Origin of the sequence: Nocardia sp. NRRL WC-3656, from assembly GCF_000720265.1 — a bacterium.
GTDB lineage: Bacteria > Actinomycetota > Actinomycetes > Mycobacteriales > Mycobacteriaceae > Nocardia > Nocardia nova.
On record NZ_JOJF01000049.1, the window covers coordinates 1 to 22,041 of the forward strand.

Here is a 22,041-nt window from a genome sequence, read left to right on the forward strand (position 1 = left end):
GAACCTCGGCAACGACCATGAAGCCAAACCCACCGCTCCCAGGTGATTCGGAACCCGATGGCTGCGGGCTCTATCACCACGAAAGAAAGGTAAGGACGACCAGCGGCCGCGCGGGATCGCCCACCGCATCGTCGGGGCCGCCCTCGGCGATGTGGAATCGGATGCCGTTGGCGTGCACATCGCGATGCGTCCACGGGCCGTCGAAGCGGACGCTGGACGGATCGGGAAGCGGATTCGACGACACGCCGAAAGCGTAATAGCCGGACTATGCCGTCGGCTTGGCGGCTGGGCCGTCGGCGTGCGATCCAAAGCCGTGCGGCAGCACCGTCCGGGTTTCCTTGAGCGATTCGATCGTCTTCTCCGGCGCCCGCAGTTTGCGGACCTTCCGGTAGCCGAGCAGCGCCAGCACCGCCACCACCACGATCATCAGCGCGAAGACGATCAGGAACGCCGCCCACCGGTACAGCCACACATCCAGCAGTTCGGCGAGGAAGAAGAAAAAGAAGAACGACGAGAACAGCAGCACCGTCAGGGCGCCGATGAAGAAGACGCTGCCCTGCAGGCCCTTCTTGATCTCGCCGGTCACCTCGGCCTTGGCCAGCTCCACCTCGGCGCGGACCAGGGTCGACATCTGCTCGGCGGCGTCGCGCACCAGATCCCCGACGCTGGCATTCGCGGTGGTATCGACCTCGGACAGCGGAATCGAGGTGATGGTCCGGTTTCGGCCCGCGTCGTTACCGCCGTTTGTGAAGCTCAATTGCTCGACCCTTCTCCATGTCCCGGTGCTGTCCGGCCTTCACTCGTATTCGGTGGCCGCACTCGCGTCTCGCCGCGCCTGATGCGCCCGCCCACGCCGCAACAGTAGCGCCGAACCGAGCAGAGAGGCCGTCAAGGACGTCATCAACACGGCGGCTTTCGCCAGTTCGGTCGCGGCCCGGTCGGGCAACGCGAGTTCTGCCACCAAGAGGCTAACGGTGAAACCGATCGCGCCCAGTACCGACAGGGCCGACATATCCCGATTGCCGAGACCCACGGGCCGAGCGGCGATTCCGAACCGGATCGCCAGCCAGCTCGAGCCGAAGATGCCCACGGTCTTGCCGACCAGCAGTCCGGCGATGATCGCCAACGACAGCCGCGAGGTGAACAGCTCGCCGAAAACGCTGGCGGACAACGGAACTCCGGAGGCGAACAGCGCGAACAGCGGGACGCACACGCCGGCGGAGATCGGCTGGAACAGATGCTCGAGCCGGGCGGCCGGCGCCTCGTCCTCCTCCGGATCCGGGCGTACCCGGGTCAGCAGCCCGCAGATCACCCCTGCCAGCGTGGGATGAATCCCGGCCTCGTGCAGGGCATACCACGACAGCAGCGCCAGCGGCACGTACACCAGCGGGGTGCGGATACGCAGCCGCTGCGCCAGCGCCCAGCCCACGAAGCAGGCGGCGGCGCCCACCAGCCAGATCAGCACCGCTGTGGTGGTGAACAGCACCGCGATCATCACGATCGCCATCAGATCGTCGACGACGGCCAGGCTGAGCAGAAACACTCTCGCCCCGGCCGGAATTCGTGAGCCGGTCATGGCCAGCACCGCGAGCGCGAAGGCGATATCGGTCGCGACCGGAATCGCCCAGCCGCGATCCATCCCCGGCACACCCCAGCCGATGACGAAGGCGATCACCGCCGGGGTGATCACGCCGCCCATCGCGGCCACCACCGGGAGCGTGGCCCGTTTCCGGTCGGCCAGCTCACCGACGACGAGTTCGCGCTTGAGTTCGAGCCCCGCGACGAAGAAGAACACCGCGAGCAGACCGTCCTTGGTCCAGTCGCCCAGAGTGAGGTCCAGATGTAGCGGTGGGATCGCGAGAGTGGTGTCCACCATCGCGAAATAGCCGTCGCGCCAGGGCGAATTGGCCCACAGCAGCGCCACCGCCGCCGCGGCGAGCAGCAATGCGCCGCCGACGGTTTCGGTGCGGAGATAACGAGCGAGCTCGGAGCGCAGCGCGACGATCACGGAGTTCCTTTCGGGAGCGGACGGCGACTGCGGCGGGCACTCCCGCAACGGGCTCACCAACCACACGCCGACCAGACTTCCCGGCACTCCTTGACGAAATTTTACCGGTTCAGGCGTAGCTGTTTACGGCCGCCTCCGTGCTTCGCGGCGGCGAACGGCCGAGCCCACGCCCGGTGCGGCACCGGACGTGGGCTCGAAAAGCGGGTCGATCAGGCGTTGGAGGCGCGGATGGCTTCGAACACGTTGGGGTCGACCAGGGTGGAGGTGTCGCCGAGTTCGCGGCCCTCGGCCACATCGCGCAGCAGGCGGCGCATGATCTTGCCCGAGCGGGTCTTGGGCAGTTCGGGAACGATGTGGATTTCGCGGGGGCGGGCGATCGGGCTGATCTCGCGGGAGACCTCGGCCTTGAGCTCGTCGACGAGTTGCTGTCCGGAGTTGTTCGAGCCGCCGGTGAGGATGACGAAGGCGACGATGCCCTGTCCGGTGGTGGCGTCGCTGGCGCCGACGACCGCGGCCTCGGCGACGCTGTGGTGTCCGACGAGGGCGGATTCGACTTCGGCGGTGGAGATGCGGTGGCCGGAGACGTTCATGACGTCGTCGACGCGGCCGAGGACCCACAGCGCGCCGTCGGCGTCGATCTTGGCGCCGTCGCCGGCGAAGTACCAGCCCTGGGCGGCGAAGCGTTCCCAGTAGGTGGCCTTGTAGCGTTCGTCGTCGCCCCAGATGCCGCGCAGCATCGACGGCCACGGCTGGTCGAGGACGAGGTATCCGACGACCGCGGAGCTTGCGGAGCGGTCCGAAGATTCGGCTTCGGTTCGATTGATTTCGACCGAATTGCCTTCTTCGTCCACGACTTTCGCGGAGATGCCGGGCAGTGGTGCCATGGCGGCGCCGGGTTTGGCGGCGGTGACCCCCGGCAGCGGCGAGATCATGATGGCGCCGGTTTCGGTCTGCCACCAGGTATCGACGATGGGTGCGGTGCCGGCGCCGATGACTTCGCGGTACCAGCGCCAGGCCTCGGGGTTGATCGGTTCACCGACCGAGCCGAGCACGCGGATCGAGGACAGGTCGTGGGCATCGGGGATGTCGCGGCCCCACTTCATGAAGGTGCGGATCAGTGTGGGCGCGGTGTAATAGATTGTGACGCCGTACTTTTCGATGATCTGCCAGTGCCGGTGCTCGTCGGGGAAGTTGGGGGTGCCCTCGTAGACGACCTGGGTGGCGCGGTTGGCCAGCGGGCCGTAGACGATGTAGGAGTGTCCGGTGACCCAGCCGATGTCGGCGGTGCACCAGTACACGTCCTGCCCTGGTTTGTGGTCGAAGACGTAGTGGTGGGTGTAGGCGACCTGGGTCAGGTAGCCGCCCGAGGTGTGGAGGATGCCCTTGGGCTTTCCGGTGGTGCCGGAGGTGTAGAGGATGTAGAGCGGGTGCTCGGCATCGAAGGCGCTGCAGGCATGGTCCGTTGATGCCTGGGCGACGGTTTCGTGCCACCACCGGTCGCGGCCCTCGGTCCATGCGATCTCGAGATTCGTGCGCCGCACCACCAGCACGTGTTCGACGCTGTGCGGGACGTCGCCGTGGGCGTAGAGCGCCTCGTCGACGGCTTCCTTCAGCGGTGCGGCCTTACCGCGGCGCCACTGGCCGTCGGTGGTGATCACCAGGCGGGCCTCGGCGTCGTCGACGCGCTGGCGCAGGGCGCTGGGGGAGAAGCCGGCGAAGACCACCGAGTGGGTCAGGCCCAGCCGGGCGCAGGCCAGCATCGACACGATGGCCTCGGGGACCATCGGCATGTAGATCGCGACCCGGTCGCCGGCGGTGAGGCCGAGCTCGGTGAAGTAGTTGGCGGCCTGGCACACCTCGGCCTGCAGCTGGGCGTAGGTGATCGAGCGGGAATCGCCGGGCTCACCCTCCCAGTGGATGGCGACCTGGTCGCCGTAGCCGTCGTCGACGTGGCGGTCCACGCAGTTGTAGGCGATGTTGAGCTTGCCACCGGTGAACCAGCGCGCGAACGGGGCATCGTCCCAGTCCAGCACCCGATCCCACGGCTGATGCCAGTGCAGTCGCTGCGCTTGTTCGGCCCAGAACCCGTCGCGATCCGCCGTTGCCCGCTCGTAGATGGACGCATCGGCATTGGCTGCCGCGGCGAATTCGGCGGTAGGCGGGTACACGTCTCGGTGCTCAGCGGTGGTGTCGGTCATCTCGCCTCCATCGGGCCTGTCCATCGGATACGCGTCGGCCGCAGCGTGACCGCGGCCACGATGTGACCCTAACGGACTGTGACCTGCGCCGCGTACCGGTCCCGAACGGCGGGCTCGGGAATCGGACCCCGGTCGGCCGCAGGGTGCGCTCGGCTAGCGTGTGGGTCGTGAGCGACGTGCTGCAACCCCTGGTCGACCTGCCCGGTGTCCGCGAGGCGGCCGACCGCGCCCGCGATGCGCTCGCCGAAGTCCACCGGCACAAGGCGAACCGGCGGGGCTGGCCGACCACGGCGGCCGAGGCGGCGGTCCGCGCGGCGCGCTCCTCGGCGGCGATCGACGGCGGGGCCACCGAACTGCCCGCCGACGGCCGGGTCGCCGATCCGATTCTGGCGGGAGCGTTGCGGGTCGGGCAGGCCCTCGACGGTGACGCACTGCGGAATCTGGTCGGCGTGTGGCAGCGGGCGCCGCTGCAGGCGCTGGCTCGTCTGCATCTGCTCGCCGCGGCCGATCTGGTCGACGACGAAATCGAACTCGGCCGGCCGCGCCCGGAGCCGGGCATCGCCGAACGACTCGATCTACTGGCTCAGACCGTACTGACCTCGAACGCGCCGGCCCCCGTGCTGGCCGCGGTGGTGCACGGTGAGCTGATGTCGTTGCGTCCCTTCGGTTCGGCCGACGGCGTGGTGGCGCGGGCGGCGTCCCGGCTGGTGGCGGTCGCGAGCGGCCTGGATCCGCACAGTCTGGGCGTACCGGAGGTTTTCTGGTTGCGACGCCGCCAGGCCTACCTCGACGCCGCGGCGGGCTTCGCCGAGGGGACCGCCGAGGGTGTGGGCGGTTGGGTGGTGTTCTGCTGCGGCGCGCTGGAAGACGGTGCCCGCGAGGCTCGATCGATCGCCGATGCGGCGGCATGAACGCGGCGCGTGAGCGCTGATCGCAGCGAGTGCGAAACGGGTCCGCACATCGAAGCGGGCGGCGTAGCCGTCGTCGGCCTCACCGCCCGCTAGCACGGACTACCCGGTTACCAAGCGTGCTTGTCGGGTTGTGTTCTGCGGCCTCGGCGATCATCCGAACCCCGCCGGTTCATCCCCGCAACCTGTGCGAGGCCATTGCCGACGTGAATTCGAATTTCGCAGGCCCACAACGCTTCTGCCCTTGTCGCGGCGCGCTCCGCGTGGGTGCCTGGCGTCCGTGCTGGGAAGTGCGGATGGGAGATCGAACCTTCTCTTCCGTTTCGATCTTGGCCTTCCGCCCCTCCGTGCGTCCATTGTTACTCTGTGAGACCCCTCACATCAAGGGTCGAAAGGACATTACTCATAATCGGCGTGTGGCCCCTCGAATCGTGGTTACATCGATGGGTTGCGCGTCGTTGACCAGCCGCGATGCGCTCGGAGCGCCACCCTCAGCGGCGCCGGCGCAGCAGCCGGTAACTGAGGGCGCCGGCCAGTACCGCGCTCACTCCGACCACCGCCGTGGCGGCCACCGTCGTGGTCGACGGCGCGGGAATCCGCGACCACAGTGACACCGGATTGGAGAAGGTCAGGATCGGCCAGTCCCGGGCAACCGCCTCGCGTCGCAGGTTCCGGTCGGGGTTGACCGCGGTGGGATATCCGACCGCCGACAGCATCGGCAGATCGGTGATCGAATCGGAATAGGCGTAGCAGCGCGAGAGGTCGTAGTGCTCGGACGCGGCCAGCTTCTCGATCGCCTCGACCTTGCCCTCGCCGTAGCAGTAGAACTCGACTTCGCCTGTGTACTTACCGTTTTCGACCACCATCCGAGTGGCGGCAGTATGCGTCGCACCCAGCGCGGCGGCGATCGGGGCGACGATCTCCTCACCCGACGCCGAGACGATCACGACGTCGTGGCCGCGGATCTTGTGGTCGGCGATCAGATCCGAGGCCTCCGCGTAGATCAGCGGATCGACCAGTTCGTGCAGTGTTTCCGCGACGATCGAGCGCACCTGCGACACGTCCCAGCCGGCGGTCATCTTCGTCAGATGTTCGCGCATCCGCTCCATCTGGTCGTGGTCGGCGCCGGAGAGCAGGAACAAGAAGTGCGCGTAACTGGATTCCAGTACGGTGCGCCGATCGATCAGGCCCTGCGCGAAGAACGGCCGGCTGAAGACGAACGCGCTCGACTTGGCGATGACCGTCTTGTCCAGATCGAAGAACGCGGCGATCCGGGGTGCGGACGAAGCGTCCGTCGTCCGGTGCGCGCGATTCGCTGCTGCATCGTTGCGGTGTCGCGGGTGCCCGGTATCCCCGGCGGCCCGATCGTTCGTAGCTGTTTGGTCGCCCTCGGCCGTCACGGCTCCAGAATAGGGAGCTTCCCCGGTGATGCGGCGTTCAGCCCGGCCGCACGCCCCGTCCGATGCCCCGGGAGCCGCCCGCTCCGGGCCGAAACTTCGTCGCGCGATGGACTTGCATTGCCGCCGGTTTCTGGGTGTAGTATTGCTGGCACCTGGACATGGTCCAGGCGCGTTCAGCCCGACCCCCCGGGGCTGAACCCCGACGGCCCCAGCCTCCTCCCCCCCCGGCTGGGGCCGTCCTCTATTTCCGGACCGTTCAGCTGTTACTCGGCGTGCAGTGTTTGTCCACAGCCCGCGAGTTGTCCACATTCGGCGTTGGGGCCCTGGTTCGCCCTGCCGATCCGGGTGAGGCTGGCTGACATGAATTCCGTTGCAGCAGTTCCTCCTCCGGCACTGGTGCTGGTCGGTGACCACCGGTTACGCGACGAGGTGCGTCGCATAGCGGCCGCCGCCGACCGTGGCCTGGACGAACGGTCCATGCCCGTCGGCAGGCATGCCTGGGCCGCGGCCGCGTTGGTGATCATCGATCTCGCGGCGGCGCGTACCTGTGCGGCCGCCGGATATCCGCGGCGCTCGGGCGTCGTGCTGGTCGGCAGCGGCGAACCGGATCTCGACCATTGGCAGGCCGCCGCGGCGGTCGGAGCCGAGCAGGTCATCGCGTTGCCGAGCGCTACCGAAACACTGATCGAGGCCTTCGCCGCCTACGCCTGGCGCGACCCCGGGGACGGACTCGTCCTGGCCGTCGTCGGCGCGGGGGGCGGCGCCGGGGCCTCGGTCTTCGCCGCGACGCTGGCCCTGGCCGCCGCGGCCCGGCGGTTCCGGCCGCACATTCTGCTCATCGACGGCGACCCGCTCGGCGGTGGCATCGATCTGCTGCTGGGTATCGAGTCGGTGCCCGGTCTGCGCTGGCCCGAACTCTCCGTCGAGGACGGCCGAGTGGCCGCGCAAGCCCTGCACGACGCATTACCCGCCGCCGCACCGGGACTCGGCGTACTGGCCTGCAGCAGACCGGCCGGCTCCGGACCGGACGATATCGGCATCGGCGCGGCCCGCGCCGTCGTCGAGGCCGGCCGCGGCGCAGGCGATCTGGTGGTGTGCGATATCTCCGGCAGTCGGGGCCCGCATACCGATCATCTCCTCGATGCCGCCGATCTCGTCGTCTTCGTGGTGCCGGCCCGGTTGCGTGCGGTGGCCGCCGCGGGGGCGGTCGTGGCGGATATCCGTCGTCGAAACCCGAACCAGGCCTTGGTCGTTCGAGGCCCCGCACCGGGCGGGCTGCGCGGTCGCGATATCGCGGAGGCATTGGGGCTGCCCCTGCTGGCCGCCATGCGTGCCCAACCCGGACTCGCGGCCGAGCTGGAACGCGGTGGGCTGACGCTCGGCCGCGGGCCGCTCGCGGCGGGAGCGGAGTCGGTGCTGTCCGCACTGCCGGAGGGGGCTCGATGAGCGGGGTGGTGAGTGCCGAACTCCTGGACCGGGTTCGGGAGCGACTGGCCGCCCAGCCGGGTGAACACGATCCGGCCCGCCTGGCCGCCGCCATCCGCGCCGAAGCCGGCCGAGTCCTCGGCGATACGGACCTGCTGCGCGCTTTGCGCCTGCTGCAGACGGAGATGACCGGGGCGGGCGCGCTGGAACCGTTGCTGCACGACGCCCGGGTCTCCGATGTGCTGGTGACCGCGCCCGATGCGGTGTGGATCGATCGCGGTAGCGGACTGGAGCGCACCTCGATCCGCTTCCCGGACGAAGCGGCCGTGCGGCGCCTGGCTCAGCGTCTGGCGCTCGCCGCCGGCCGCCGGCTCGACGACGCGCAACCGTGGGTGGACGGGCGGCTGCCGGAATACGAGCGGGCTCCCGGCGAGAGCTTCGGCGTGCGGCTGCACGCGGTCCTCGCGCCCATCGCACAGGGCGGAACGTGTATCTCGCTGCGAGTACTGCGCCCGGTCGGCCACAGCCTGCGCGGACTGACCGCCTCCGGAACGCTTACACCGGAGTCGGAACTGCTGCTGGAGAGGATCATTCGCGCACGGCTCGCCTTCCTCGTGGTCGGCGGCACCGGCGCTGGGAAGACCACGTTGCTGTCGGCTCTGCTGGCGCACGTCGACCCCGCAGAACGCATCGTGTGCGTCGAGGATGCCGCCGAACTGTCGCCGCCGCATCCGCATGTCGTACGGCTGGTCGCGCGTATCGCCAATGTGGAGGGCGCGGGTGCCATCACGGTCCGGGACCTGGTCCGTCAGGCGCTGCGGATGCGGCCGGATCGGATCGTCATCGGAGAGGTGCGCGGGGCCGAGGTCGTGGACCTGCTCACCGCACTGAATACCGGACACGACGGGGGCGCCGGGACGGTGCACGCGAACTCGCCACGGGAGGTGCCCGCTCGTCTGGAAGCCCTTGCGGCACTGGGCGGAATGGGGCGGGCGGGGCTGCACAGTCAGCTCGCCGCGGCCGTCCAGGTCGTGCTCGCGATGCGGCGCCGCCCCGACGGTGGGCGAGTCCTGCAGGAAATCGGGCTGGTGACCCGCGAAGGGGAGGCGGGTGTGCGCATCGAGACGGCCTGGTCTGCGGATCCGGTTGCGGCACCGGCGAATACCGCGCTACAGCGGTTGCTGAACGAACGGTTGCGGCAATGACCCTGAGCTTGCTGTGCGGTGCCGCAGCGCTGCTGCTTCTGCCGACCACGCCCCGGCGGCACCGGCTGCGTGCGCTGTGCGGACGACCGGTGGAAACGCGAAACAATCCGAGCCGCTGGATCATTCGCGGCGTGGCGGCTTCGGCGGTGGGGGCGGCGGTCGTCTTCGGTCCCGGGTCCGCGGGTGCGGCCGCGGTGCTCGTCACCACGCTGACCGTGCGCTCGAAGAACCGCCGCGAGGAACGGCGCCACGACGACGAATGCCGGAAACTGTTGGAAGGGCTGGAAGTGGTGATCGGTGAACTGCGCACCGGTGCGCATCCCAGCGCTGCCGCAGCCGTCGCGGCCGCGGAGATCGGTGGAGCGGCCGGAGCGGCCTTCGCGGTGAGCGCCGCGCGGGCCAGGCTCGGTGGTTCGGCCGCGGACGGATTGCGCGGGCGTCCCTGCGCCGTCACGACCGAACTGGATCGCGTCGCGGCTGCGTGGGAGGTGGCCGAGCGGCATGGCCTGGCATTGGCCGAACTGTTGAGTGCGGCCCGCGACGACCTCGCCGGGCGAATGCGGTTCAGCGAGCGCACGACCGCCGCCCTGGCGGGTGCGCGGGCCAGCGCCGCGGTGCTGGCCGGACTCCCGCTCCTCGGCATCGCGCTCGGACAGCTGATGGGCGCCCACCCCCTGCAGGTCCTGATGAGCCGAGGGGTCGGAACCATCGTCTTTCCGCTCGGCGCCGGGCTCATCGGTGTGGGATTGCTGTGGGCGGATGCCATCACGCGACGGGTATCGGTATGAACGGTCTGTCGATGGCACTGCTCTGTTCCGGTGCCGCGCTGCTCGCCCTTCCGGGCCGAATCACATCGGTTGGCCGCCTCCGCGCGGCCCGCGGCGTTGCTACCGCGCCGCGGAAGGTTCCGCGCCCGGCCACCGGCGACCCCTTGGCGGTGGCCTCGGCCCTGGATCTGCTCGCCTCGTGTCTGCGGGCGGGCCTGCCGACCGCCACGGCGGCCCGCGCGGTTTCCTCGACCGCCCCGGAGCCCTTCGCTTCGGCGCTGCGGCGGGCGGCGGAACTGCTGGCGCTCGGCGCGGACCCGGTCACCGCCTGGGAGCGCGCGGCCCGGGAAGCGCCCGTCGCGGAGATGTACGCGCTCGCCCGGCTGGTGCGCCGTTCGGCCCGCTCCGGTGCGGCCCTGACCGGCGCGGTCTCCGAACTCGCGGACAAGTGCCGCGCGGCGGTCGAGGATACGGCCGCCGCACGGGCGGAACGCGCGGGCGTGCTCATCAGCGGTCCGCTCGGGCTGTGCTTCCTGCCGGCCTTCGTCTGCCTCGGCATCGTCCCGGTGGTCGCCGGACTGGCCGGTCGAGTACTGGGCGGTGGGTTGTGGTGACCACACCAGAGATTCGGTGCGGATCCGCCGCGCCGACCGTAGAGAAAGGGGAGACCGATGCTGGCGGCAACGCAATCGGTTGTGCGAGAACTACGTTCGCGGCTGATCCAGGTAGTGGTGACCGACGATGGGATGAGTACCGCCGAATACGCCATCGGCACGATCGCCGCAGCGGCGTTCGGAGCTGTGCTCTACACCGTGGTCACCGGCGATTCCATCGTGAACGCGCTGACCAAGATCATCGACAGGGCGCTGAACACCACCGTGTGAGGTCCGCTCGTCCGGGCGAACGGGGTGCGGTCACGGTCGAGGCGGCGATTGCGCTGGCGGCAGTGATAGTGGTCGTCGTGCTCTGTCTGGGGGCGTTGCTGGCGGCGTCGATGCAGATCCGCTGTATCGACGCCGCTCGCGAAGCGGCACGTCTCGCCGCCCGAGGTGCGGAGGCGGAAGCTCTGCCGGCAGCGCAGCGGGTGGCGCCGCCCGGCGCCGATATCGAGTTGCGCGCGGAGGGCGACCGGATCGTGGCCACGGTTCGGGCGCGGGCGCCGCTGCTGCCGATGCTGCGGTTACGGGCCGAAGCGGTAGCGGTACGCGAACCGGGCGAGCCGCAATGACACCGGCCACAGTGCCCGCCGCGTGCCGCAGCCGCGGATGCGACGGCGGTGCCACTGTCACGGCATGTCTGGCACTCACCGCGCTGCTACTGGTGACGGTCGTGATCGTGCAGTTCGCGGCGGTGGTCTGCGCACGCCATCGAGCGCAGAGCGCGGCCGATTCGGCGGCTCTGGCCGCAGCGGGCGCACTGGATTCCGGTGCTGAGGCGGCCTGCGATCGAGCGGATTCGGTGGTGCGGCAAATGCGGATGCGGGTACGGGCGTGTTCGGTCCGGGATTGGGATGTGACGGTAACGGTCAATGGTTCGGTGACGCTCGCTCTTTTGGGCAAGCGATCAGTTGTGGCGGTCGCGCGGGCCGGTCCGGTGAGTGCGGGAAAACGATCATGAATACCGGACGGTTGGTGTGAGAAAGAATGGGTGATCGGAGCCACACCGCAGTGCGGTAAGTGCGGTGGATTTCCCATTCGGTCGGCATTCAATTCCGGCGGTGCAATTGTGCAAGCATTCGACGCTGCGGGATTCCGATAAATGCGCACATGTGAATGCCCACATGGCCGTTATTCGCTAGGGCAATGTGCCGGTTAACATGATCGACTTCCTTTTTATTCCCGGTCGCGCCGTAGGCCTCGATGGCGGCAGGCGGTCCGTGGGACCGGGAAGCGGCGACGTCTACCGACGGTGTCCGCATCGTCACGAAACGGATTCGGGCAGGTCATGGCCCGAAATGTTGACGTGCGGGTCAGCTCGGCGCATCGGCGGGCAGATCGGCGAGGACGGCCGTCAGCAGGGCGGCCGCGCCCTCCTTGTCCAGCGGGGAATTCCCGTTGCCGCATTTGGGGGATTGGACGCACGAGGGGCAGCCTTGCGGGCACGAACAGGAGGTGATGGCCGCCCGCGTCGCCGCCAACCAGGTCCGCAAGCGGGTGAACCCGCGCTCGGCGAAGCCGGCCCCGCCCCGGTGGCCGTCGTAGACGAAGACGGTAGGTAGCCCCGTATCGGGGTGCTCGGCGATGGAAACGCCGCCCACATCCCAGCGATCGCAACTCGCGACCAGGGGCAACATCCCGATCGCCGCATGTTCGGCGGCGTGCAGGGCGCCGGGTACGCGGCGCGGCTCGATCCCCGCCGCGGCCAGCAGGCGCGGTGTGACGGTGTAGAGCACGGCCTGGGTCGGCAGTGTCTGCTCCGGCATATCGAGTTCGACGAGGTCGAGAACCTCTCCGCTGGGAAGCGTGCGCAGATAACCGACCACCTGGCGGGTCACCCGGACCCGGGCCAGGGCGGCGGCGACGCGCCCGTACACCCGCTCGTGCGTGCGCTCGTCGATCGCCACCGAGGTGACCATGCGGGCGCTGGTGGTCCATCCGGGCTGCTCGGCGTGGACGAAGGCGACGCCGGCCTCGAGATCCAGTTCGTCGACCACGTAGGTCTCGCCCTGATGCAGGTGGACCGCCCCGGCGTGCAGCGTCGCGGGCGCCCGGCCGGAATCCGCGCTGCCCAGCAGCCGGCCGCTGGTCGCGTCCACGATCGCGATCTGGGAGCCGATTCCGCCGCGCACATCCACGTCGTCGTGTGGGTAGGCGCTCGAGGTCGGATACCAGCGAGCCGGGCCCCCGCCGTTCTCCCGGCGCTTGATCAGGCCCTGCGCGGCAAGATCGGCGGCCACGTCCCGGACGCCGAGGTCGTGGATCTCGGCGTCGGTCAAGGGGTGTTCGCAGGCCGCGCACAGCAGATGCGGGCCGGCGACGTAGGGGTTGTGCGGATCGGTGATGGTCGCCTCGACCGGTTTGTCCAGCAGGGCGTGCGGGTGGTGGACGAGGTAGGTGTCGAGCGGATCGTCGCGGGCTACCAGCAGTACCAGCGAGCCCTGGGTTCGACGTCCCGCGCGGCCCGCCTGCTGCCAGAACGAGGCGACGGTTCCCGGGAAACCGGCCATCACCACGGCGTCCAGCCCGGCGATGTCGACGCCGAGTTCGAGTGCGGTCGTGGTGGCCGCGCCCAGCAGCGACCCGTCCGCCAGGCCGTTCTCCAGTTCCCGCCGGTCCTCGGCCAGATATCCGGCCCGATAGGCCGCCACTCGCCCGGCCAGCGCGGGATCCACCTCGGCCAGCATGCGCTGCACGTCGATGGCGACGACCTCGGCGGCCCGACGGGAGCGAACGAAGGTCAATGTCCGCGCACCCTCGACGACCAGGTCGGTCATGATCCGGGCGGCCTCGGTGGTGGCCGCCCGTCGGACCGGGGCGCCGTTTTCGCCACTGAGGTCGCCGAGCAGCGGTGGCTCCCACAGGGCGACCGTTCGCGCACCCTGCGGGGAGCCGTCCTCGGTCACCGCGGTCACCGGCGCACCGATCAGCCGTGCGGCCGCCGCGGCCGGATCGGCGCTGGTGGCCGAGCACAGGACGAAGGTCGGATTCGCGCCGTAATGCGCGGCCAGCCGCCGCAACCGGCGCAACACCATCGCGACCTGGGACCCGAATACACCGCGATACGCGTGGCATTCGTCGACCACCACGTAGCGCAGCCGCCGCAGCACCCGCGCCCAGCGCTGATGCGCTCGCAGTATGCCGATGTGCAGCATGTCGGGATTGGTGAACAACCACCGCGCATTCGCACGCACCCACTGCCTGACCTCGGGCGGAGTATCGCCGTCGTAGGTGGCCGGATGGATATCGCGCAGGCCGCCGGCATGGGTCAGCTGCGCGGCCGCGCGGAATTGATCGGCTCCGAGCGCTTTGGTCGGCGATATATACAGAGCGGTCGCTCGCGAATCCCGCCGCAGGTCGGTCAATACCGGAAGTTGATAACCCAGGGATTTGCCCGACGCGGTCCCGGTGCAGACCACGACGTGTGTTCCCGAGGCGGCCAGCTCCGCGGTTCGAATCTGATGCGTCCACGGTGCCTCGACACCGGATTCCCGCAGGGCGTCGACCACTTCCGGAGCAGCCCAGGAAGGCCAGTCGGTGATGCGCGCCGGCCGGGCCGGGAGTTCGGTCACATGGGTGATACGACTCTCCGCATCGGGCACTCCGAAAAGGACACGATTCAGCAACGATGTCCCGTAGCCGATCGCTTCTGCGGGCGCGGGGTCCGATCGCGGGCCCTTCGGATTCATCGGACCGAGACCGTCCGACGCGAAGAAAGTGTGAACCGTGTGTGCCGCCCTCGCCCGAGCTGCCAATTCACTACCGAGTAGCGACCTGCGTCACAGTCTGTTTGCCTGACGCTCGCTCGGTTATCGCTAAGCAAACCTACTTCAAGTTTGGATTTGGGCATTGTGCCCCTCACCTGCACATTCGCAAGATCATCTTTTTTGCAAATTGTCGGTAACTCGGCTGTCGAATTGCGCGCGGACATGGTTCACTAGTTCTCGGTCGCAAGCTTCTGTGTTCGAGGGAACGGATCAAAGGTCCAAACCATCAGCAGGATCGATGTTGCGAACGGTGTGCTTGAAGCTTCCTGCAGGGGGAACAGAGTACAGCGGTCGGAACGGACCCGGTGGACCAACCTAACTTGTCCGCCGTTCCGGTATGGAAAGAGAAGGAACAGAATGGCACAGGGAACTGTGAAGTGGTTCAACGCGGAGAAGGGGTTCGGCTTCATCGCGCCCGAGGACGGCTCCGCTGACGTCTTCGTCCACTACTCCGAGATTCAGGGTTCGGGCTTCCGCACCCTCGAGGAGAACCAGAAGGTCGAATTCGAGGTCGGCCAGGGCACCAAGGGCCCGCAGGCCACCGGAGTTCGCGCGCTCAGCTGAGCGAGTAACCCAACAAGGTCCGATCTCTCGTCCCTCACCGCGAGCGCGCGGTGAGGGACGAGTCATATGCGGGGGAAGTAGACTCGATCGAAAACCGGGGCTTTTCGATGTGATCGAGTTGCCCACAAGGGGGTTTTTCTGCAGTTCGCAGCCATTTCGGTTCGGACGGTACCGACGCGGAAGTACCGCGCAGAACAGCCGAGACTCCAGGGTCGCGGGCCCGCAGTGCGGACTCCACGACAGAGAAACACGGTATAAACGTCTCTGGCGGGAGACATTTGTCTCTCCCTCTTGCCCCAGCCGCGCGCCGCGCGCCTGCGCCGCGCGGGTCGACAGGAAAGGTGTGTTCGCCGGTGGCAACACGAGACCGCGGTGCATCGCCGACTCCCGATGCGGCCTCCGCCGGGCCCGACGCGGCCGCATCCGGCCGGGGGCGTCCCCTGCGTCGTCTCGTCATCGTCGAGTCGCCGACCAAGGCACGCAAGATCGCGCCCTATCTGGGCCGCGGTTATACGGTCGAGGCATCCGTCGGCCATATCCGGGATCTGCCGCGCGGTGCCGCGGATGTGCCGGCCAAATACAAAGGCCAGTCCTGGGCTCGGCTGGGTGTCGATGTCGACCACGATTTCGAGCCGATCTATGTCGTCAGTCCGGACAAGAAGGCCAAGGTCTCGGAACTGAAGACGCTGCTGCGTGATGCCGACGAACTGTATCTGGCCACCGACCCCGACCGCGAGGGCGAGGCCATCGCCTGGCACCTGCTCGAGACGCTGAAGCCGAAGATTCCGGTCCGGCGAATGGTGTTCCACGAAATCACCGAGCCGGCCATTCGCGCCGCCGCGGCCGATACTCGCGAGCTCGACAACGACCTGGTCGACGCCCAGGAAACCAGGCGCATCCTCGACCGCCTCTACGGCTACGAGGTCAGCCCCGTGCTGTGGAAGAAGGTCATGCCGCGGCTGTCTGCCGGCCGCGTGCAGTCCGTCGCGACCCGCATCGTCGTGCAGCGCGAGCGCATCGCGTTCCGTTCCGCGGAGTACTGGGATATCGCGGCGAAATTCGACGCCGGCGGCGGCCAGAGCGACGAGGCCAACCCGCGCATCTTCGGCGCGCGGCTGGTCACGGTCGACGGTGCACGCGTCGCGGGCGGCCGGGATTTCGGATCCGACGGTCAGCTCAAGGCCCGCAACGGCGTCACCGTGCTCGACGAGGCCGCGGCACGGCGGCTGGCCGCGGCGCTGGACAAGGCGGATTTCCAGGTCACCTCGGTCGAATCCAAGCCGTACACGCGGCGGCCCTATGCGCCCTTCATGACCTCGACGCTGCAGCAGGAGGCCGCCCGCAAGCTCCGCTTCGGGTCCGAGCGCACGATGCGGGTGGCGCAGCGGCTGTACGAGAACGGCTACATCACCTATATGCGTACCGACTCCACGACGCTGTCGGAGTCGGCGATCAGCGCGGCGCGGGCGCAGGCGACCCAGTTGTACGGGCCCGAGTTCGTGCATCCGACGCCGCGGCAGTACACCCGCAAGGTGAAGAACGCCCAGGAGGCGCACGAGGCGATCCGGCCCGCCGGTGACACCTTCGCTACGCCGGGCCAGCTGCACGCCCGGCTGGACCAGGACGAATTCCGGCTCTACGAACTGATCTGGCAGCGCACGGTCGCCTCGCAGATGGCTGACGCGCGCGGCACCACGCTGACGGTCCGGATCACCGGCCGCGCCGGGACGGGCGAGGAATGCGTGTTCTCCGCATCCGGGCGCACCATCACGTTCGCGGGGTTCCTCAAGGCCTATGTGGAAAGTGTCGACGAGGATGCGGGCGGTCAGTCCGACGACGCGGAATCGCGGCTGCCCGCGCTGACCGAGGGCCAGGGCGTCAACGCCACCGAGCTGACGCCCGATGGGCACACCACCAATCCGCCCCCGCGCTACAACGAGGCCTCGCTGATCAAGGCGCTCGAGGAACTGGGCATCGGACGCCCGTCGACCTACGCCTCGATCATCAAGACCATTCTGGACCGCGGCTACGTCTACAAACGCGGTAGTGCGCTGGTGCCGTCCTGGGTGGCGTTCGCGGTGGTGGGCCTGCTGGAGGAGTATTTCGGCCGCCTGGTCGATTTCGATTTCACCGCGGCCATGGAAGACGATCTCGACGCCATCGCCGGCGGTCGCGAGCAGCGCGGAAATTGGCTGACCAGCTTCTATTTCGGTGGTGACCACGGCGCCGAGGGTTCGGTGGCGCGTTCCGGCGGACTGAAGCGAATGGTCGGGGAGCGGCTCGACGATATCGATGCCCGCGAGGTCAACTCGATCAAGATGTTCACCGACGATCAGGACCGCGACATCGTGGTCCGGGTCGGGCGCTTCGGCCCGTATCTGGAGCGCATGGTGCAGAACCCGGACGATCCGGATGGCGATCCGATCTCCCAGCGCGCCAATCTGCCCGACGATCTGCCGCCGGACGAATTGACGCCCGAGGTCGCGGAAAAGCTGTTCGCGACCCCGCAGGAGGGACGCTCGCTCGGTGTGGATCCCGAAACCGGACATCGGATCGTGGCCAAGGAAGGTCGCTTCGGGCCGTATGTCACCGAGATCCTGCCCGAGCCGGAGGCCGATCTCGACGCCAAGAAGGGCGCCAAGAAGGCCGCCGCACCCAAACCGCGAACCGGTTCGCTGCTCAAGTCGATGGATCTGTCGACCATCACCCTCGAGGATGCGCTGAAGCTGCTGTCGCTGCCGCGGGTGGTCGGCAAGGATCCCGAATCCGGTGACGAGATCACCGCGCAGAACGGCCGCTACGGCCCGTATCTGAAGAAGGGCACGGACTCTCGCTCGCTCGCCACCGAGGACCAGATCTTCACCGTGACCTTGGAAGAGGCGTTGAAGATCTACGCCGAACCCAAACGGCGCGGACGGCAGGCGGCGAGTGCGGCGCCACTGCGGGAGTTGGGTAACGACTCCGCCACCGGCAAGCCGATGGTGATCAAGGACGGGCGGTTCGGCCCGTATGTCACCGACGGCGAAACCAACGCCAGCCTGCGCAAGGGTGACGAGGTGGAGTCGATCACCGACGAGCGGGCCTCCGAGCTGCTCGCCGATCGCCGCGCCAAGGGACCGGTGAAGAAGGCGGCCAAGAAGACCGCGAAGAAGGCACCGGCGAAGAAGACCGCGGCGAAGTCGACGGCGAAGAAGACCACCGCGACCGCCAAGAAGACCGCGGCCAAGAAGGCGCCCGCGAAGAAAGCGGCGGCGAAGTCTCCGGCCGAGTCGTAGCGGGCAGCGTCTCGGTGCCGGTCGGCTTGTCGGTGCGGCCGATTAGGGTGTAGCGCGTGGCAGGTGTCTTCGATCGGCTCGTGGGCCAGGACTCGGTCGAGTCCGAGTTGACCGCTGCCGCCGTGGCGGCGCGCGCCGGAATCGCGTCCTCGGCGATGACGCACTCCTGGCTGTTCACCGGGCCGCCCGGATCCGGCAGATCCGTTGCGGCACTGTGCTTTGCGGCCGCGCTGCAATGTACGGCGGAGGGCACGCCCGGTTGCGGCCACTGCCATGCCTGCACCACCACCATGGCCGGCACCCACGGCGATGTCCGGCGGGTGATTCCGGAGGGCCTGAGCATCGGCACCAAGGAAATGCGCGAGATCGTGCAGGTCGCGGCCCGGCGTCCCAGCACCGGGCGGTGGCAGGTGGTGGTGATCGAGGATGCCGATCGATTGACCGAGGCCGCGGGCAACGTGCTGCTGAAGGTGGTCGAGGAACCGCCCGAGCGGACCGTGTTCCTGCTGTGCGCGCCGTCGGTGGACCCGGAGGACATCTCGGTCACTCTGCGATCCCGGTGCCGGCATGTTCATCTGGTGACGCCGTCGGTGGACGCCATCGCCCATGTACTGCGCGAGCGTGACGGGCTGGACCCGGAACAGGCGGCGTGGGCGGCCTCGGTGAGCGGCGGACATGTCGGTCGCGCCCGCCGCCTCGCGACCGACGAGCAGGCCCGCGCCCGCCGTACCCGGGCATTGTCGCTGGTCTCGGCCGTCGCGCGTCCGGCCGCGGCCTATGCGGCCGGTGACGAGCTGGTCAAATCCGCCGAGGAGGAGGCCAAACAGGTCAGCGCGGAACGGGACGAGCGCGAACGCGACGAGCTGGCGACCGCGTTGGGCGCCGGCGGCACCGGGAAAGGCGCCGCCTCGGCGACCCGCGGTTCCGCCGGGGTGCTGAAGGACCTCGAGCGCCGCCAGAAATCCCGCGCCACCCGCACCAGCCGCGATGCCCTCGACCGGGCGCTGATCGACGTCGCGGGCCTGTACCGCGACGCGCTGGCCCTGCGGTTCGGGACGTCCGCCGCGAATCCGTCCCCGGCGATCACTCTCACTCACCCGGACCTGTCCGATCAGATCCGCGATCTGGCCGACGAGGTGCGGCCCGAGGGACTGCTACGTTCCATCGAAGCCGTCCTCGCCTGCCGCGAGGCCCTCGACCTGAACGTCAAACCCCGCTTCGCCATCGCCGCGATGGTCGCCGGGCTCATCGCGGCCCGCTCCGCCTGAACCACCGCGCAACCGACCTTCGGCGATGTCAGCGACAAAAGTGCTCAAAGGGTGAGCACTTCAACGGGCAGCATGGTGTTCGACGAGAGGACGAACCGTGATGCGAAAACTCCCTGCTGTCAACCGCTTTCCCGATGCCGCCGCCTGGGCCGACTGGCTGGACGGTCACCACGCCGCCGACGGCGGCGCCTGGCTGCTGATCGCACGCAAGGGATCGTCCGTGCCCCTGATCACCATCGATGATGCGGCCGAGGTGGCTATGTGTTACGGCTGGATCGACGGTCACCGGCGCGCGCACGACGACCGCTCGTTCCTCCAGCGCTACTCGCGCCGGCGACCCGGCAGCACCTGGTCCCAGGTGAACGTCGTGCGAGCCGAGGCCCTGATCGCCACGGGCCGGATGCGTCCACCCGGCCTCCGTGCGGTCGAGGACGCCCGCGCCGACGGTCGCTGGGATGCCGCCTACGCGCCACAGCGCTCGGCACCCGTGCCGGCCGAGCTGTCTGCGACTCTGGCCGAAGACGCCGATGCGGCGAACCGCTTCGCCGCCCTGGACCGAACCGCCCGCTACCTGCTGGTCCTTCCCCTGCTCAAGGCCCGAACCCGAGCCGCCAAGGCTCGCAGGCTGGCCGAAATCATGGCCACACTGCACCGATGACCTGCCGTTTTCGTGTTCGGTCGCCGAAGACGATAGACTCGCACCGCCGAAAGGCACGCCGCCTTAGCTCAGTCGGTAGAGCGCTTCACTCGTAATGAAAAGGTCGGGGGTTCGATTCCCCCAGGCGGCTCCACCTTTTTCCTCGCGCCGAGAGCCGTTGACGACAGTTGTTGACGACAATCTAGGCTTCGCCACCGAACAATCCATCCATGCCGGCGACCGCCTCCCGCTGCACCTTCTCGATGACCTCCAAGTAGAACCGCGTGGTGGTCGTGATCGAGGCATGACGCAGAATCCGCTGCACCGTCGCGATGTCCGCGCCCTGAGCGAACAGCAGAGTCGCGCAGGAGTGACGAAGATCATGCAAGCGGATCGGACGCAGACCGGCCCGCTTCACCAGCGCCGTGAATGCCCGATTGACGTTCCGCGGCTCCAGCGGTGTGCCCTTCGTGCTCGTGAAGACCAAACCGAGCGTGTTGGCCGCGGCTGCCTCGGTGTCCTGGAGCTGGGTCCGCCGATGTTGCCGAAGTATCTCCAGCAGCTTCGGCGGAAGCGGCACCGTCGCCTCCGAGTCCTCGGTCTTCACGTCGTGCAGCGACAATGTGCCGTTCACCCGATATAGCGCTTTCGCGATATCGACCGTGCCGGCCGCCAAGTCCACATCCGACCACCGCATCCCCAACGCTTCACCACGTCGAAGACCGATCGCCAGAGCCACCGACCACAGCGCGTACAACCGGTGATCTTTGGCGGCATCGAGGAATTGCCGAGCTTCTTTGTCGGTCCACGCCTTCTCCTTGCGGATACGCCCGGACGGCATCTTCACCTGCTTGGCGACATTGCGCGCCAGGGTTTCGTCGTCTACCGCATCCTGAAGCGCCGCCCGCAGCACCCGCAGGACGGTTCGGAGAGTGCCTGTACTCGGATACTGCTCACAGCACTGCTTCGGCATGCGGGCGCAGCATCGAGCCTTGCTCGGGTCCGTCTTGTCCGGTTCTCCCCGGACGATGGTGCGTTTGGCGTCCTTGCCCTGCGCGCAGCACTGGCACTGCGCAGGCAGCTTGTTCAGCCAATCCCGAATGTGCCGCGGCTGCAACGCCTTCAACTTGTGCCGGCCGAGTCCCGGAACCATGTAGAGCCGCACCAGCGATTCCCACGTCGCGTACGTCGTCGGCCGCACAGAGGGCTTCGCAATGTCGTGTAGCCAGTGCTCCAGATATTGCCGAACCGTCATCGTCGTGACATCGACCGGAATACCCCTGCGCTGCAACTCCTTCAACCGGGTCCGTTCCGCATCCGCTTCATCCCAGGTGCGGCCATAGACGCTGACCCGCTTCCGATGGCCCTCCGGTGTATCTACGAACAGTTTCAACTCCACACGACCGTCTTTGCGCTGACTGATCGTGCCGGAGCCGTTCGGATTCCGCCGCCGCGGCTTCTTCTCAGCCATCACGCCGCCAACTCGATCAAGCCGCCCACGTAGTCCTCGAAAGATTGCCGAACGATCCGCCGCGACCGCCCAACCTTCACCGACTGCACCTCACCAGCCCACATCAGCTGATAGATGCTGTAGCGGCTGACCTGCAACTCGTCGGCCGCCTCCTGCACCTTCATGAACATGTTCGCCATCTCGAACCCCTCCTACGCTGCTTCCTGAGTTGCCGAAGTTTTCTGTGGTCCATCCGATCCGAGAGCGAGCTGGGCTCTCAGGTACTCCGCCCGCCACTTCGTCCGCTTGGCGATCGCGCCCATGATCAGGTGCTCACGCAACGGCCGTTCCTTGTCGCCCGGCTCTACCGGCGTGATCCGCAGGTGCGAGGTGTCCGGGCGCTGGATACCGACCTCGGCGAGCATTTGCCGAACAAATTCCGCGCGATCGGCCTTGTGATCCGGAAGCGTCTTGCCGGTCCACCTGCGGGACACCAGGACTCGGCGGCCGGGC

At 68.2% G+C, this 22,041-nt stretch carries 20 protein-coding genes, 1 tRNA gene and 1 pseudogene; 13 read left to right on the forward strand and 9 right to left on the reverse strand.

Annotated elements, in window-relative coordinates; translation table 11 throughout:
* Positions 1 to 91 precede the first annotated feature (91 nt).
* From IG65_RS38215 to acs, 4 genes and pseudogenes are all read right to left on the reverse strand, one after another.
* Positions 92 to 244: pseudogene (locus tag IG65_RS38215) on the reverse strand (alpha/beta hydrolase); the annotation flags it as partial.
* Between the two features lie 21 nt (positions 245 to 265).
* Positions 266 to 757, reverse strand: coding sequence for a phage holin family protein (locus tag IG65_RS0132690; RefSeq protein WP_030518808.1), 492 nt, complete (start codon positions 755 to 757; stop codon positions 266 to 268).
* A 39-nt stretch (positions 758 to 796) separates the two neighbouring features.
* The gene (gene nhaA / locus IG65_RS0132695; RefSeq protein WP_030518809.1) at positions 797 to 2,008 is read right to left on the reverse strand and encodes a Na+/H+ antiporter NhaA; all 1,212 of its coding nucleotides are present in this window, start codon (positions 2,006 to 2,008) and stop codon (positions 797 to 799) included.
* Between the two features lie 209 nt (positions 2,009 to 2,217).
* The gene (gene acs, locus IG65_RS0132700; protein ID WP_030518810.1) at positions 2,218 to 4,206 is read right to left on the reverse strand and encodes an acetate--CoA ligase; all 1,989 of its coding nucleotides are present in this window, start codon (positions 4,204 to 4,206) and stop codon (positions 2,218 to 2,220) included.
* 167 nt (positions 4,207 to 4,373) lie between these two features.
* Here acs and IG65_RS0132705 point away from each other — a divergent pair, with 167 nt between their 5' ends.
* Positions 4,374 to 5,117, forward strand: coding sequence for a hypothetical protein (locus tag IG65_RS0132705; protein WP_030518811.1), 744 nt, complete (start codon positions 4,374 to 4,376; stop codon positions 5,115 to 5,117).
* Positions 5,118 to 5,605: 488 nt separating this feature from the next.
* Here the strand turns inward: IG65_RS0132705 and IG65_RS0132710 are convergent, their stop codons facing one another.
* Positions 5,606 to 6,385 carry an HAD family phosphatase gene (locus IG65_RS0132710; protein ID WP_030518812.1) on the reverse strand — a complete coding sequence of 260 codons (780 nt, stop codon included), beginning with the start codon at positions 6,383 to 6,385 and terminating at the stop codon, positions 5,606 to 5,608.
* Between the two features lie 489 nt (positions 6,386 to 6,874).
* Between IG65_RS0132710 and ssd the strand changes: the two genes are divergently transcribed.
* The 7 genes from ssd to IG65_RS0132745 are packed head-to-tail and all read left to right on the forward strand — an operon-like array spanning position 6,875 to position 11,528.
* Positions 6,875 to 7,960 (forward strand): septum site-determining protein Ssd, encoded by a 1,086-nt coding sequence (gene ssd, locus IG65_RS0132715; protein WP_030518813.1) that lies wholly within the window; start codon positions 6,875 to 6,877, stop codon positions 7,958 to 7,960.
* Positions 7,957 to 9,144: a TadA family conjugal transfer-associated ATPase gene (locus IG65_RS0132720; RefSeq protein ID WP_030518814.1), complete on the forward strand. Its 1,188-nt coding sequence runs from the start codon at positions 7,957 to 7,959 to the stop codon at positions 9,142 to 9,144. The genes ssd and IG65_RS0132720 overlap by 4 nt, the downstream gene beginning before the upstream one ends.
* On the forward strand, positions 9,141 to 9,932 hold the full coding sequence (locus tag IG65_RS0132725) for a type II secretion system F family protein (protein WP_030518815.1): 792 nt from the start codon (positions 9,141 to 9,143) through the stop codon (positions 9,930 to 9,932). Before IG65_RS0132720 ends, IG65_RS0132725 begins: the two co-directional genes overlap by 4 nt.
* A gap of 11 nt (positions 9,933 to 9,943) precedes the next feature.
* Positions 9,944 to 10,525, forward strand: coding sequence for a type II secretion system F family protein (locus IG65_RS0132730; protein ID WP_036526422.1), 582 nt, complete (start codon positions 9,944 to 9,946; stop codon positions 10,523 to 10,525).
* Positions 10,526 to 10,582: 57 nt separating this feature from the next.
* Positions 10,583 to 10,795 carry a DUF4244 domain-containing protein gene (locus IG65_RS0132735; RefSeq protein ID WP_030518817.1) on the forward strand — a complete coding sequence of 71 codons (213 nt, stop codon included), beginning with the start codon at positions 10,583 to 10,585 and terminating at the stop codon, positions 10,793 to 10,795.
* On the forward strand, positions 10,792 to 11,139 hold the full coding sequence (locus tag IG65_RS0132740) for a TadE family type IV pilus minor pilin (protein WP_030518818.1): 348 nt from the start codon (positions 10,792 to 10,794) through the stop codon (positions 11,137 to 11,139). The genes IG65_RS0132735 and IG65_RS0132740 overlap by 4 nt, the downstream gene beginning before the upstream one ends.
* A complete protein-coding gene (locus IG65_RS0132745) occupies positions 11,136 to 11,528 on the forward strand; it encodes an Rv3654c family TadE-like protein (RefSeq protein ID WP_036526420.1) in 393 nt (130 codons plus the stop codon). The genes IG65_RS0132740 and IG65_RS0132745 overlap by 4 nt, the downstream gene beginning before the upstream one ends.
* A 352-nt stretch (positions 11,529 to 11,880) precedes the next feature.
* On the opposite strand, the gene IG65_RS0132750 is transcribed toward IG65_RS0132745, so the two are convergent.
* Positions 11,881 to 14,256 (reverse strand): DEAD/DEAH box helicase, encoded by a 2,376-nt coding sequence (locus tag IG65_RS0132750; RefSeq protein WP_081879921.1) that lies wholly within the window; start codon positions 14,254 to 14,256, stop codon positions 11,881 to 11,883.
* 435 nt (positions 14,257 to 14,691) lie between these two features.
* Here IG65_RS0132750 and IG65_RS0132755 point away from each other — a divergent pair, with 435 nt between their 5' ends.
* The 5 genes from IG65_RS0132755 (at position 14,692) to IG65_RS0132775 (ending at position 20,232) form a co-directional block, all read left to right on the forward strand.
* Positions 14,692 to 14,898: a cold-shock protein gene (locus tag IG65_RS0132755; RefSeq protein WP_011206895.1), complete on the forward strand. Its 207-nt coding sequence runs from the start codon at positions 14,692 to 14,694 to the stop codon at positions 14,896 to 14,898.
* A 440-nt stretch (positions 14,899 to 15,338) separates the two neighbouring features.
* Positions 15,339 to 18,173: a type I DNA topoisomerase gene (gene topA / locus IG65_RS0132760; protein ID WP_030518821.1), complete on the forward strand. Its 2,835-nt coding sequence runs from the start codon at positions 15,339 to 15,341 to the stop codon at positions 18,171 to 18,173.
* Positions 18,174 to 18,229: 56 nt separating this feature from the next.
* Positions 18,230 to 19,441, forward strand: coding sequence for a DNA polymerase III subunit delta' (locus tag IG65_RS0132765; protein WP_030518822.1), 1,212 nt, complete (start codon positions 18,230 to 18,232; stop codon positions 19,439 to 19,441).
* Positions 19,442 to 19,541: 100 nt separating this feature from the next.
* Positions 19,542 to 20,099: a YdeI family protein gene (locus IG65_RS0132770; protein ID WP_030518823.1), complete on the forward strand. Its 558-nt coding sequence runs from the start codon at positions 19,542 to 19,544 to the stop codon at positions 20,097 to 20,099.
* A 57-nt stretch (positions 20,100 to 20,156) separates the two neighbouring features.
* Positions 20,157 to 20,232: transfer RNA gene (locus tag IG65_RS0132775), tRNA-Thr, on the forward strand.
* A 48-nt stretch (positions 20,233 to 20,280) separates the two neighbouring features.
* Here the strand turns inward: IG65_RS0132775 and IG65_RS0132780 are convergent.
* From IG65_RS0132780 to IG65_RS0132790, 3 genes are all read right to left on the reverse strand, one after another.
* Complete coding sequence (locus IG65_RS0132780) at positions 20,281 to 21,549, reverse strand: site-specific integrase (RefSeq protein ID WP_030518824.1); 1,269 nt, start codon at positions 21,547 to 21,549, stop codon at positions 20,281 to 20,283.
* Complete coding sequence (locus IG65_RS37365) at positions 21,549 to 21,728, reverse strand: helix-turn-helix domain-containing protein (RefSeq protein ID WP_030518825.1); 180 nt, start codon at positions 21,726 to 21,728, stop codon at positions 21,549 to 21,551. Before IG65_RS37365 ends, IG65_RS0132780 begins: the two co-directional genes overlap by 1 nt.
* Before the next feature lie 12 nt (positions 21,729 to 21,740).
* Positions 21,741 to 22,041: replication initiator (locus tag IG65_RS0132790; protein ID WP_369801638.1), on the reverse strand; the 301-nt coding region annotated here is incomplete at its 5' end.